Source organism: Chryseobacterium sp. FG46 (assembly GCF_057809135.1).
The window spans coordinates 48,205-61,228 of the sequence record NZ_JBMDJJ010000012.1 but is presented as its reverse complement, the minus strand read 5'-3'; the positions used below and the strand labels follow the sequence as shown (position 1 = coordinate 61,228).

At 35.4% G+C, this 13,024-nt stretch carries 11 protein-coding genes and 15 tRNA genes; all 26 read right to left on the bottom strand.

Features of this window, described 5'->3' with window-relative positions:
• Positions 1 to 3 precede the first annotated feature (3 nt).
• A complete protein-coding gene (locus ACODR7_RS10900) occupies positions 4 to 2,700 on the bottom strand; it encodes a DUF6493 family protein (RefSeq protein WP_488839033.1) in 2,697 nt (898 codons plus the stop codon).
• A gap of 5 nt (positions 2,701 to 2,705) precedes the next feature.
• A complete protein-coding gene (locus ACODR7_RS10895; protein ID WP_488839032.1) occupies positions 2,706 to 3,134 on the bottom strand; it encodes a DUF7825 domain-containing protein in 429 nt (142 codons plus the stop codon).
• Positions 3,135 to 3,944: 810 nt separating this feature from the next.
• Positions 3,945 to 4,496 (bottom strand): 3'-5' exonuclease, encoded by a 552-nt coding sequence (locus ACODR7_RS10890; RefSeq protein WP_488839031.1) that lies wholly within the window; start codon positions 4,494 to 4,496, stop codon positions 3,945 to 3,947.
• 112 nt (positions 4,497 to 4,608) lie between these two features.
• Positions 4,609 to 5,151, bottom strand: coding sequence for a 3'-5' exonuclease (locus ACODR7_RS10885; RefSeq protein WP_488839030.1), 543 nt, complete (start codon positions 5,149 to 5,151; stop codon positions 4,609 to 4,611).
• Between the two features lie 87 nt (positions 5,152 to 5,238).
• On the bottom strand, positions 5,239 to 5,802 hold the full coding sequence (locus ACODR7_RS10880; RefSeq protein WP_488839029.1) for a metallophosphoesterase family protein: 564 nt from the start codon (positions 5,800 to 5,802) through the stop codon (positions 5,239 to 5,241).
• Between the two features lie 194 nt (positions 5,803 to 5,996).
• A complete protein-coding gene (locus tag ACODR7_RS10875) occupies positions 5,997 to 7,013 on the bottom strand; it encodes an RNA ligase, Rnl2 family (protein ID WP_488839028.1) in 1,017 nt (338 codons plus the stop codon).
• A 13-nt stretch (positions 7,014 to 7,026) separates the two neighbouring features.
• Positions 7,027 to 7,398 (bottom strand): cyclic-phosphate processing receiver domain-containing protein, encoded by a 372-nt coding sequence (locus ACODR7_RS10870; protein ID WP_488839027.1) that lies wholly within the window; start codon positions 7,396 to 7,398, stop codon positions 7,027 to 7,029.
• Between the two features lie 7 nt (positions 7,399 to 7,405).
• Positions 7,406 to 8,182 carry an ATP-grasp domain-containing protein gene (locus ACODR7_RS10865; RefSeq protein ID WP_488839026.1) on the bottom strand — a complete coding sequence of 259 codons (777 nt, stop codon included), beginning with the start codon at positions 8,180 to 8,182 and terminating at the stop codon, positions 7,406 to 7,408.
• Between the two features lie 25 nt (positions 8,183 to 8,207).
• Complete coding sequence (locus tag ACODR7_RS10860; protein WP_488839025.1) at positions 8,208 to 9,020, bottom strand: ATP-grasp domain-containing protein; 813 nt, start codon at positions 9,018 to 9,020, stop codon at positions 8,208 to 8,210.
• A 17-nt stretch (positions 9,021 to 9,037) separates the two neighbouring features.
• Entirely contained in the window at positions 9,038 to 9,523 is a 486-nt protein-coding gene (locus ACODR7_RS10855; protein WP_488839024.1) for a ribonuclease H-like YkuK family protein, read from the bottom strand.
• A 101-nt stretch (positions 9,524 to 9,624) separates the two neighbouring features.
• Positions 9,625 to 9,695, bottom strand: a tRNA-Trp gene (locus ACODR7_RS10850).
• 8 nt (positions 9,696 to 9,703) lie between these two features.
• Positions 9,704 to 9,774: transfer RNA gene (locus ACODR7_RS10845), tRNA-Gln, on the bottom strand.
• Between the two features lie 85 nt (positions 9,775 to 9,859).
• Positions 9,860 to 9,935 (bottom strand) — tRNA-Leu (locus ACODR7_RS10840).
• A gap of 77 nt (positions 9,936 to 10,012) precedes the next feature.
• A tRNA-Leu gene (locus tag ACODR7_RS10835) sits at positions 10,013 to 10,086 on the bottom strand.
• 346 nt (positions 10,087 to 10,432) lie between these two features.
• Positions 10,433 to 10,504: transfer RNA gene (locus ACODR7_RS10830), tRNA-Glu, on the bottom strand.
• A gap of 77 nt (positions 10,505 to 10,581) precedes the next feature.
• Positions 10,582 to 10,721, bottom strand: a tRNA-OTHER gene (locus ACODR7_RS10825).
• A 197-nt stretch (positions 10,722 to 10,918) separates the two neighbouring features.
• Positions 10,919 to 11,000: transfer RNA gene (locus tag ACODR7_RS10820), tRNA-Cys, on the bottom strand.
• 219 nt (positions 11,001 to 11,219) lie between these two features.
• Positions 11,220 to 11,291, bottom strand: a tRNA-Asn gene (locus ACODR7_RS10815).
• Between the two features lie 4 nt (positions 11,292 to 11,295).
• Positions 11,296 to 11,369: transfer RNA gene (locus ACODR7_RS10810), tRNA-Ile, on the bottom strand.
• Between the two features lie 2 nt (positions 11,370 to 11,371).
• A tRNA-Glu gene (locus ACODR7_RS10805) sits at positions 11,372 to 11,446 on the bottom strand.
• A 6-nt stretch (positions 11,447 to 11,452) separates the two neighbouring features.
• Positions 11,453 to 11,524: transfer RNA gene (locus ACODR7_RS10800), tRNA-Pro, on the bottom strand.
• 69 nt (positions 11,525 to 11,593) lie between these two features.
• Positions 11,594 to 11,667, bottom strand: a tRNA-Arg gene (locus ACODR7_RS10795).
• Between the two features lie 6 nt (positions 11,668 to 11,673).
• Positions 11,674 to 11,750: transfer RNA gene (locus ACODR7_RS10790), tRNA-Lys, on the bottom strand.
• A 75-nt stretch (positions 11,751 to 11,825) separates the two neighbouring features.
• Positions 11,826 to 11,899: transfer RNA gene (locus ACODR7_RS10785), tRNA-Arg, on the bottom strand.
• 8 nt (positions 11,900 to 11,907) lie between these two features.
• Positions 11,908 to 11,975: transfer RNA gene (locus tag ACODR7_RS10780), tRNA-His, on the bottom strand.
• Positions 11,976 to 12,550: 575 nt separating this feature from the next.
• A complete protein-coding gene (locus ACODR7_RS10775) occupies positions 12,551 to 12,679 on the bottom strand; it encodes a penicillin-binding protein (RefSeq protein WP_488839023.1) in 129 nt (42 codons plus the stop codon).
• Between the last annotated feature and the right edge of the window lie 345 nt (positions 12,680 to 13,024).

The window sequence follows — 13,024 nt, the reverse complement described above, 5'->3', positions numbered from 1 at the left end:
AATCTATTTTTTCAGAAGAAGATTCCCTATTTTTTTAAGACTTGAGTTTTCTTTCCAGCGGTTTAATTTTTCCATGACTTCTTTATGAACCGATGAATGGTTTAAAGCCAATACTTCATGGTAGATTTCCAGAATTCTTTTCAGGTTGGTAACCGGTTCTTCCATTTGAAGCAAAATACTGGAAATCAATTCCTCAAGAGCAATATTATGGTTTTTACTTACATTAAGCATGTGGTGCTGCATAAGATCGGTTAATCTTTTCACCGGGGCCCATTCTAATTTTTCGTGTAAACCAATCACTCTTCCCAGCCTTGCATTATCCATCATCTGGCAAGAAACATGTTCAAGCCATATTTCAGCAGCCGTTCCCCGGATCGTCTTATCACTGTCCAGGAAAATAGTTCCAAGAAACAAATAGCCAATTTCATCCAGAGGTTTTTTGATCTGATAAAGCGTATTCGCAGTATTCAAAACAAGACTTCTTTCATATACTTCTGCAATTCCTGAATAGAAAAGGCAGTATTTAATTACCTTCGCCAGAGCATTTGCAGGTGTATTGGGGAAACAAAGCATCAGTGCTGGAATTTCATTAAGCTCTTTCTGTTCGGCAACGAAATATTCCATGAACAAAGGTTCTTTTCTTTTTTCAAGATGATATTTTGGAATCGTAATATTCAACTCCACCGGATAATAAGAGTTTTTCTTATTGTCAATAGTTTTCCACTTATAAGCACCTGAAAAGAATTCTGCAGGAATACTATTATATCCGAGAGTTTTGAACTGCTCAAAAAAAGTCTCGGGGGAACGTGTAATCCCAGCTGTTATCCACCATGAGGGATGTATAAACGTCCCTTCCGGCTGTACATTTTTACCAAAGAAGAAAAGCAGTAATTCTTTATATTCACCTTTTAATCTTTTCTCTACTTCTTCAATTGCTTTTGAGGTATCATCTAAAGCACAACGCTGCAGGGCAAGCTGAATATCCAGATGATGAGGCTCTGTATTATTATTCTGATAACTCTCCAACCTCTCAACAAGAGTAACAGGAGAAATCCAGCATGGGGAATGGGTAACGGGAAACAACAAAGGAATCTTATCCCCTGATTTTATTTTGTCAACAGCATATATCGCAATATCCTTAAAAGCCTGTCTTGCGGGACAATCTGCTCCAACATCTTCTATCGGACCCAATTTTTTCTGATAATTGGAGTAAGATTCTCTTGCTGCTTCCTCCTCTTTGGTTTTCTGATATATTTTTTCCAGATTCTTTAGCTGAACAGGATATTTTTCCATTAAGACAAGTCCATAATTGATAATAGCATTGCATAATAAAACATTCAGATAAGGAACTTCCCATTTTGCTATAGTTTTACAGGCTTTCAAAAATACAGGTTCTATCAGTTTCACAGATTCAGCATCTACATCTCCTGCAAATTGAATAAATCCTGTCAAAGCAATATCACAATGATAACTGTATGGATCATCCATTGCCACAGGCAGATAGAACATCAGATCTTCAAAATTCTGAAGTACCTGCACTGCATTTTCATCTGCAGCCAGCAGTCTCTTTTCAGAATCTATCACCTCAAGTTCCGGCTGTTTCTCTTCAATATATCTTATCAAGAGAGGACGCACATTAGTCAATATATTATCTGAATAATGAGAAAGAGCCTCTATCATATTTTCTGAAGCCGGAATATATTTAAGGATAATCTTTGCTGCTTTTGACTGTATACCATCATCTTTACTAACAAATGCTGTACTTAATGCCATTCCAAGCATGTCCGGATCCACATTCTTTCTCTGAAATATTTTTTCTGTAAGTCCCAGACTGGAAACCACTACTGTTTTTACCTCTGAGCTTAGTAAATTGGGAAGGTAATGTGAAAATTCGTCACTCTTAAATTCAGATGTTCCAACAATTTTTTTCAGATGTGATAATATTGTATTCACCGCTTTTGACTGTGAAGAAACAAGCCCAGCAAGCAGGTCATCCTGCAGGTCAGACAATTCTTCTTCCGTTGGTTTTAATGAGGTAAATGCATCCATAAACCAGCCCGTGACATTTTTATTAAAATTTCTGTTGGAGGCCAGAAGACACTCTCTCAGGAATCTTTTTCTTTCAATCTTCTTCTCAGCAATAAGCTTTTGAACGATAGGAAACCATTCTTTACGGAAAGGCAAAGATCTGGAAGGGAATTCACACAAATACCAAAAATGAGTAGTAAGTGTTTCGGGGTAATGGTCAAGATCTGCCGGGTAATTGCTAAGATGATGTCCCAATAATTCGGGTTTGGGCTGCACATATCCTTTCTCCGTCCATCCTAAAATATCTTTATAATTAAATGCTGTAAATTCAGCTTCAACCGATTCATTGATAAAGTCTGAAAACCAATCCGGACATCCCCATTCCAGTATCTGCTCGGTCTGTTCCGCATTACGGAAAAGACTCCAATAGTTTTTACCAAAATTCTTTTTGTCCATGCAGACAAATGAAGCAATATCTATAATGGAATGCTGGCTCACAGATCCCGCCGTGTGGTAGGAGTTTTTAGTCATTACAATTTTACTGATCTCACGGTCCATTTTCTTGATAGATGGTATCAGTGTTTTCCTCTCTTCAATACTAAGCTCTTTTAGAAAGGGGATAATCTCATGTACTTTTTCCTCATTAAGGATCTCATAAAGTCTTTCTTTCATGTGCTTTAATTTGATGTATAAATTTGTTTCAGGTTATTCATTTTTTTCCATTCTTCAAGCGGTCTGACAAGAATTTTCTCCGGTCTAAACCAATTTTGCTTTAACAGTTTATTATAGAGCGAAAGGAACTTTTTACTATTAAAAACCTTTTTCTCAACTGCTGAAAGAATGGGGAACAGCAGTTTACTTAAAGTAACATTACATTTGATTATCAAATAAATAAGTTTAGAAATCCCATATGCAAGTGTCTTTACAGGCTTACATTCAAAGCTGGGCTTTTTGTGGATTACTGTTTTCTGTTCCTGTTTTTTATAACAACCTGAAAACACTGTATCCAACAGGGGGTCAAAAGCTTTACCATCGCAAGCTTCATATTTTTCAAACAGTCCCAAAGACAGAAATAAATAAAGCCTCGTTATGGAAAGTAAATTCATCTTCATTTCAACATTTAAAACCATTACATACCCTTCAATACAATACTGATATAGAGAACTTAACAATAATCTGTTATTTCTTTCCTCTGAAAACAGAGTCTGAAAAACAGGTCTGCTATATAAAATTCTCATCAGAACATTATCAAACACCTTGCTAAAAATTGAATAAATCATTTATAAAAGAGAGATTTTAAGGACTATAATCTTTAAAGAATCCGGTGTCAAAATGATCTGATCAATATCTCTCCGGAATTTTTTCTTTATACTCATGATCTCCTTTGCAGTGAATCAACAGTTTAATTATTTTGCCTCAAAACCTTCATTAATAAACATCCATTTATTCTCATTGGCTAAAATAAAAAAAAATGACTGACAGACAGTAAATTATCCCATAAAAGTGATTTTTTTAACAAATATTAAGTTAATAAAACAATACCTGACAAAGGCTTTAGCACGATAAAAATAACTCCCTGTTTAAAGATATAAAATTAAAAAAACAGCTAAAAGCTCCATATAATGATATTTACACAACATTTGGTGTCTTATTTTGAGTACTGATAAAGCTTTACAACAAAATTATCCTACCCTGCCGATACGTTAATTTTTTTTAAAATAATAACAAAAGAACTGCAACCCCTTACATTGCAGCAGAAGATTCAGAGTTTCTGCCATTGCAGGAAAGGAATGGGCAATATAACTTTTATAATTGATCTCCAACAAGCCCCCATTTTACAACAAAAAAGCTGTCTCAAGCCAAATTATTTGACATTTGAGACAACTCTTCTTTTTTATCTGTTTATTTCAGATTATCTAGTAATTCTGCAAACACCAATGCAGAATCTTTGCAATGTTTTTTGCGTCATCTACTCCTCTGTGATGCGTACCTTCTAAAGTCATACCCAATTCACCTAAAGCTCTGTTCATTCCGACACTTTTCCTGATGGTAGGATGAATTTCACCAAATAAGGTCTTCACATTGATGTGATCATCACTCATTGGATAATCTGTATAGAATCTTCTTGCCTGGTTCTGAAGCATGTTCAGGTCATAGTTACCATAACTTGCCCATGTCAATTCTTCGGAATCATATTCTGCTCTCAGGATATCGAAAGCATCATCCAGCATGATGCCTTCATGATCCAGCATATTTTGGGTAAGAGTGGTAAGTTCCGTACAGAACGGACTTACTTTTGAATATTGTGGTTTTATTAAAATCCCCTCATTTTTAGAGATCTTACCGGTTTTTGCATTCATAATGCATACCCCGATTTCAATGATCTCACTTTCCTGACCTCTTGGCGGCCGGTTTTCCCAACACGTTGCTTCGAGGTCTACTATTAATATATTTTCTGTTGTTTTCACTTGTTTAAAATTTAATTGTTAAAGAATGGAAGATGCATGCACAAAGAGGAAAGTTTTACAATGTTGAATTTACTTCCAATCTCCAGCTTCTATCTTCCAACCTAATTACGATTTACAGAATTTTACTTAAAATTCTGGCTGTATTGTAAGCATCATCTGCTCCGCTGTGATGAGTGCCTTCAAAATCCATATTTAAATAACTCAAAGCCCTTTTAAGACCTATCTGTTTGTGGAGATTGAAATGTCTTTTGAATTCGTACATCACATTCATATAGTTTTCCGAAAAAGGACTGGTTATTCCGAGCCAGTCACACTGTTCTGTGATCTGCTCTTCATCGAAGTTTCCATATCCTGCCCATGTAAGTGTTGCAGTATGGTATTGATCTCTGATCATTTCACAGGCCTCTTCGAAATAGATTCCTTTTTGTTCTATCAGTTGCGGGGTAATTCCGGTCAATTGTGTACAGAATCTGTTGATTTCTGACCGTTCCGGAATGATGTAAATGCTTTGTTTTTGGGAAATTGCTTTAGATGTTAAGTTTAATTTGCAAATTCCTATTTCTATAATATCGACCTTTTGCCCGATGGGAATTCTGTCGTTTTCCCAGCATGTGGCCTCCAGATCGATGATGATGATCTCATTGGTTGTTTTCATGATTTTTTAGAAATTAGAAGCTAGAGGTTAGAAGTTAGTTAGGTTTATACTTCTCATATCCTCAAGCTTCATTTTCATTGTTAATTGTTAATTCCTGGGAGCAAATGGAGGCGTCCATTTTTTTCTCTTCATTATTTCTTTGACTTCCTCGTAGGAAACCGGATAAAAATTATGGCAGTCTACTCCAACGTCAAAACTGAATGCCATTTCATCATCCGGCAGTGTTCCGTGCGAATGGCCGTATAATTGCCAGACTCCGCGGTGTGAGCCATTCCAGGTACGCATGGCGTAATGGAAAAGAATGATTTTCTGGTTACCGTTGTTTTGGTCCGGATCATCAATTTTCAGTTCGTGGTAATCTCTGATGGACGCAAAACGTTTGGGATAAGTTAATGCTGCTCCTTCATGATTGCCTTTGATCAGATGGATATTACCATTTAAGCGATCTAAAATCTCTTTTGTAAAATCCGGTTTTCCTAAACTCATATCTCCTAGATGGTAGACTGTGTCGCCAGGTTCAATTTTCTCATTCCATCTTTTAATGAGTTCTTCATTCATATGATCCAGAGATTCAAAAGGCCGTTCTGAAAATTTTATAATATTCTCGTGACCAAAATGATGGTCTGCTGTAAAAAATATATTGGGTTTCATTTTTCTAATTGTTTTTTTCTTTTTAAAACCACCCCGCCAAAAATTCTTTGAATTTTCGCCACCCCTCCAAAGGATGGGAATTGTCACACTTTCATGAGTCCTGTTTCTCTTTAATACAATGAAGTGTTTTCGTTCTTCTGACTTTGATGGTTACTTATTATACATAAAAAAGTTTCGGTAAAAAATTACCGAAACTATACTTTAAGAGTCATCAACTCTTCTTTTATAAAATCAATGACTGAAGCATTCAACTTTTTGTTGATCCTTTTCTGCTCATCTTTTTCAATGCTGGCGAAAGCTGCTGGGAAGTCTTTTTGGAAATCTTCCAAAATATCCTGTGAAAAAAGACCAATCACTTTACCTATCATTTTAGGTTCGAATTCGCCAATTTTGCTTACCACATTATTCAATCTGTTGGCTGTAGCATATTTTTGGATTTCCTCCCAGATCTCCTGAACTTTTTCGCTGAAATGAACCTGTTTGTAAACAGTTTTAGCTTCCTTTCTAACCATTTTGGATTTTTCGATCCATTTTTCATTCTTATTTTTCAGAATGATTCTGGCACCATTTCCAAAGTATCTGGTTTTCAAAGTTTTTACAATGGTTCCTTCACACCTATTGTCTTCCAACTCGGGTAATCCCAGCCAGGCCGGAATTTTTGAATTGAAAACATTAGGGAATTTCAAAGCTTCTTCCAGCGTTCCATGAAACAAAATTTTAGCATAGAAAAATCCTGTCTCTTCAAAAATCTGATTAACCACTTCTGTATCCAAATAGGTAATTCCATTCAGTTTAATATCGAAAGCGTAAAATTCATTGTAAGGTGCATATTCAATACCTTTCTGTACTTTTACAGCATCTTTTACGGGTTCTACATCTTTATGTTTGTAACCGCCACCGAACAATTCACCGTAGATCACTACAGTTTCAACATCCGGATGGATGGTTTTCACTTTTTGAAATACTTCTGTTACATTTTTTCTGTAGCGTTCCAAAACCTGATGGGCATTGAAAAATTTTTCATCTTTTTCGATGAAAGCAGTTCTCTTTGCGATTTTAATTTCCTTTCCGTCGGTAAAGAAAGAGAAATTAGCTCCGTGAACTTTTTCCTGTACGATGAAAACCTCATCTCCAAAACCCTGCATCCTGATCTGCTCGATCACGCGGGCCTGGTAAGCGTTTTCTATAATATTATATGTTTTGAAAATCATTTTGTTTTAGTTTTTAATCGTTCTTAAAATTTTTTAAAAGGCTTAAGATATTTTCCTTTCCTACCGGATTCATGGAGTGGCAATAGAATTTGGGAAGGTCCAGATAATTGTCCATACAATATTCTATCAGCCATTTGGCACAGTCGTATCCTGTTTTTTCAACAAATCCCCGGGAATCATGTTTTAAATAGTGCTCGTCTGCAAGGTCATGGTCAAAAGAAATCATTTCCGGAAGTCCTTTTTCCAAAATCCTGTTGACAAACTGCTCGTAATTCCGAACGATATGCCAGTCGCTTCTGAGGAAAATATCCTGTTTCGTATAATGATATGCCTCAATAGGATATCTTATATCATCCAGAAATAGTAATCTTTTTGTTTTTTCCATGATTTTTTTAATTTGAAAAATAAATGTTCAATGCTTTAATCACGCTTTTCACATTCGTATTTGGATAAAATCCGGAACTGTTGATACAATTTATTTCAACAATTTTCCAACCTTCATCCGTTAAACAAATATCCATTACAAAAGCTTCTTCAAGATTAAAAAGTCTGATCATTTCATTAGCGAAACTCAATCCGTCTTCTGAAACTTTTTCTTCAAAAGGAGCATTATCATTAAACTTATAATATCCTCCATCAATAATCTGCCTTCCAACAATCCAAAGCCTTGCTTCTTTTATCGTTAGTTTTGCTTCAGAAAGCTGTATCAATGAATCTTTATTAATTCTATTATTTTTAGATTTCAATGCTTCAAATACAAAATCTTTCCATTCTGTTTCCGTGAAAACTTTTCCTGTAAAAATTTTTGCTTCATTGTATGGTTTAATGAATTTTATTTCATCTTTTTTCCAGTTCAGCTGTCCGGAAATTGGATGAACAGAAACATTATCATTAAGCAGGTTTTCACCATAATATTTTGAATATATTTCATACTGATGATTTCCTCCGTAAAAAGAACCGGGAAACCAGTCTGTATTTTGTTTTGACAATCTTGCAATGGTCACCGAACCGTATACAAAAACATCTTTTCTATCTGTTTCGAAATCTATTTTCTTTGCAGTTGGCGGAATATTAATTACATCATAATCAATATTCAATTCTTCCAGTGCATCAAAAATTTTATAGTGATCCGGATCTAAATACACATTAGCCTGAACTAAAAAATACATGGTTTTTAATTTTTTAAGGTTCTTTTTATTTACTTTTCACAGTCAGTGACAACTCCAGTTTTGCATCTTCAGGAAACCCTGAAAGACCTGGAATATCATTATATTCTAAAATCATTTTTTCTCCATTTTCTGTTTCCAATACATCAATTGCGACAATGTCTGCCTTTATATATTTCTGTAATAGTTTTACTTTTTCAATCCATTCATCTTCCGGTTTTATGATTTGATATTCCTGGGTTAAGGAGTTGGCTTTCCAATATTTTCCTTTTCTTTTCATTGCCCAAACCTTATCATTTATGGCCAGATATCGAATATCACACTTATAATCAATAAACTTTTCAGGAGTCACATAGTCCTGATGAATAAACAGCAAATCTTTCAGTTCTTCCCATTGTTCTTCTGTTGAAACTAAACTTTTACCATATCCGCCATGATGATTTCCAACTTTTACCACAAAAGGAAATTTCATTTCCAGATTTTTCAGATGCTGAGTACTGGTTGCCACATTAAAGTTAATAACCGGTAATCCTAGCTTTTTAAGGGTATTAAGCATTGTCAGTCTTTCATATCCCATCAATAATGTGGAAGCTGAATTAATGCAAGGTACTCCTGAATGATCAATCAACTCTAAAATATTTCTGTATTTAGGTTCAGGATTGATGGCTCCCAAACGCCAGAAAATAACATCCGGCTTGCAAACCCCATCTACATCTGCCACATACAATGAAGAATCTTTTATTATAAATTCCGATGTCTGAACTTTCTTTTGAACTACATCAAATCCAGCAAAGTATTCCTTCCAGTATTTTTCTCCATTAATAATTAAAACTGTTTTCATTTTTTTGATTAAAAAGATTACACCATCATATCAGCACAATTGGAACTTGCGAAAGCAAAAGGTTTTGCTTTAAACACATATCCCATTCCCAGAATATATCCCATAGCATCTTTTAATGCTACGTTGGATTTAAAATCCGGGTCGGTATTAATGTCTGCGTGTACCTCCATTTCCACACCATAAGCATCCAACACAGAGCAGATCGCGTATGCAATTTCAACGGATTTGTTGACTTCATTCAGCATTCGCTCCTTGATACTGATACTCTGTATTTCTCTTTCTTTTCTGATAAAGGTAAACGCTCCTTTTCCCTCACGAATAAATACTACTGCCGTAGCATAGCTGATGGCATCTCCGTATACATGAGAGTCTGATCCCACACATACTTTCAGACGATGTCCGTTGGCATGTTCGCGAATGATGGCTTCTTCTACCAGCTGTGTGATAGAGTGTTGGAAAATTTTTCCATTCATATTCTGCCATGTTTGTTGTTGCGTTTCCATTTTTTCTACCTATTTTAATTCATAAATGATTGTTGATAATTGATAAATGATCACTAGCAGTTCTATTTTCTAACTTCTAGTTTCTAATTTCTATTTTTTTGCACTCCAAACCGGACTCGAACCGATACCATCAGTTTTGGAGACTGAGATGCTGCCATTACACTATCAGAGTAAATGTAGTTGATTCATTAGGACTCGAACCTAAACTCCAGGAATCAAAATCCTGTGTGCTGCCATTACACTATGAATCAATTTCATGAGTAATAAGTAATTGGTAATGAGTAATATTTCTATTTTCATTATTACTCATTGCTCATTATTTATTACTTATATTTTTGGTACGGGAAGAGGGATTCGAACCCCCAAAAGCTTGATCCTAAATCAAGAGTGTCTGCCATTCCACCATTCCCGCAGGTTTTTTATAAGTAATGAGTAATATTTTCTATTTTCATTATTACTCATTGCTCTTTACTTATTACTTATATTCTGTACCTCTCCCCAGATTCGAACTGGGACTTTACGGGGTTTAAAGCCGTTTTCTCTGCCAATTGGAATAGAGAGGCGTATCTTATTAGTAATGAGTAATCGGTAATTAGCAATGAAAATCTATGGTATTACTTATTGCTCATTGCTTATTACTCATATAATGCTAGGTTTGAGAAAGCTCTGTCTGTTAGTGTTTGTAAAGATCTTCTGCGCCTGACAAACCTTTCTCGTTTCCTAATTGTATTTTGTTTAAAAAAAGTAAAAGGCTGTCTGTTTTTATTGACTAAAGATCTTCTGCTCTTGACAGTCCTTTTTTCTCTTTTCTTCATTTTTGTGTGAATGGTAACTGGCCAATTTTTTAAAAAAATCTGAACTTTCATGGTATTATTATCAATTCAATATTGACCAGCTATTCACATCCAGTACTCTATAAGGGAATCGAACCCTTGTTTTCTGCTCGAAAGGCAGGCGTCCTCACCGTTAGACGAATAGAGCATTAAGCCACTGACCAGGAATCGAACCTGAACAACAAGAGTACATTTCCTGCATGCTGCCATTACATTATCAGCGGTTGGTGGAAGTAGTAGGATTCGAACCTACTCAGCAATGAAGCAACAGATTTTAACTCTATTACTTTCATTTTTTTTTAAGGAATCGTTCAATTCGTTCCTCATGTCAGTCTGCCCCGACTCTCCAACTTCGGCGTACTTCCGGATTTTTATGAGTAATAAATAATTCCTCAATTTTTTACTTTCAAAAAAGAAAAGGTCTGTCTTTATATTGAATGTTTGAGTAAAGATCTTCTGCGCTCGACAGCCTTTTTCTTTTATTAATAAAGGATATTCTTTGCTATAGATGATAAAAGATCATTGATAAAAGATTCTTATATTTCCTATAGTTTTTACTTTGAGATGGCTATGGGATTCAAACCCACTCAGTTTACACAACGGTTTTGCAGACCGTCCCGACTCTTCTACTTCGGCGAACCATCAGATTAAAAAATAAAGTCTGTCTTCATTTGTTTGATATAAGAACTTCTGCGCTTGACCAACTTTATTTTACCTAAAAATTTATAAATGATATCTTTTAATTTCTAATTTATCCGGAGAGAAGAAAAGCCTGTCTCTATTTTTCGTGTTTGGCGTAAAGATCTTCTGCTCTCGACAAACTTTTACTTTTTCTCCTGAAACAATTAACAATTAGTTACCTGCGATTTTGGAAAGACTCGAACTTTCAACTTCCGGTTTAACAAACCGGTGCTCTGCCATTGAGCTACAAAATCATTGTAATTCCGGAAGGACTCGAACCTTCAACCTTCGGTGTATCAGACCGACACTCTAACCACTTGAGCTACGAAATCATTGGTATTCCATAAGGGAATCGAACCCTTGTCGTTCGGTAGAAAGCCGAATGCACTTACCTCTATGCTAATGGAACAAATAGTCTGGAAAGCAAGATTCGAACTTGCGGCCTCCCGCGTCCAAGACGGGTAAACAACCACCGTTATCTTTCCAGCTTCGGGGTTCACTTCTGTTTCTTTTCCGGGAGACAGCCGGATCGGAAAGTTTCCATGAACCTTTTTTGTGATTCCGAGAGGACTCGAACCTCTAACCCTGGGTTTAGAAAACCCATGCTCTATCCGGTTGAGCTACGGAACCGTATTTTGGTAATCCCAGAAAGATTTGAACTTTCAACCCCCGGTTTAAAAGACCGGTGCTCTAACCATTTGAGCTATGAGATTGTTTTAGCTTTGTGAATCGTGAATGATCAATTCGCTTTGTTTGTCAATTTTTAATTTCGCAATTCACATTCTTTGTAATCTCAGAAGGACTCGAACCTTCAACCTTCGGTGTCGTAAACCGACGCTCTATCCAATTGAGCCATGAGATTTTCTACTTTGGGTATCTCCGGGGATCGAACCCTGTTCTCCGGTTCCACAGACCGGCGCTTTACCAAATAAGCTAAAGAAACCATAAAAAAAGCGCCTCTTTTCGGGAGGCGCTTCATCTATTTAAACGTAAGAGATCATTAGCTGACCCACGTATATAAGCACCTTTTATCCACAATTCCACTTTCAAGAAGACACGCAACACCTGTCGGCTTCTGTCCGAATAGTCTTGAATATTGATTGAATATGTTGTGTAACTGTTTCATTTTATTTTTGTTTGTTTCTAAATTATTTTTAATTGAATCCTGAAAACCTGTTGCTTTCAATTTTCGGTTGCAAAGTAAATAGGATTTTTTGGAATTCACAAATAAATTTTCAAATTAAATTATTGATAATCAATTGATTACATGTTAATTTTAGAATAGAGAATTTCTGTCCGCAATATTTTGCAGATATCTTAATTACCTAAATGACTGTCTCTCACCGGGTTGCTTATCACTCTATTTTATCGTATTAAAGTTTCATTGTTGATTAAAAAATTTTCATGTTGATGGTTATTTTTTTTCATTCTAAATAATTTCTGACCTAAAAAACAAAAAACGCCTCGGTTTTCCGAGACGTTTCTGTTGTATTTTGATTAATTTTTTACGGGTTTACAGTAAATAATTTCCAAAGTCAGCACATTTCGCCTCATTCCATATCACCTCATCACGTCCGAATAATCCTTTGTTATAAGGACTTTCGAATAGTTCTGCATTGATATGTGCTCTTTGTATTGTCATAATTTTCTGGGGCAAAGATAAATCTTTTTTGATATTATTTTATAATATTCACAATTTCGGGAAGGTTTCGAAGACGCAAAGCCACAAAACGATCTCAATAAAATTGCTATAAGGCGCAAGGATTTAATTTATTTTTTAAACTCTCGCAGATTTTGCAAATCAAGCAGTTCTTAGTGATAAAAATCTGCGTAATCTGAATAATCTGCGAGAAAATGTATTGCACATCTTCTATTTTCTTACGCCTTAAAAACGTCATTAACATTCATTTTTAGTGTCATTGCAATTTTCCAGCAAAACAGAATTACCATGCTATCTTCAACGCAGAGTTTTAATTTCAGGAGTTTT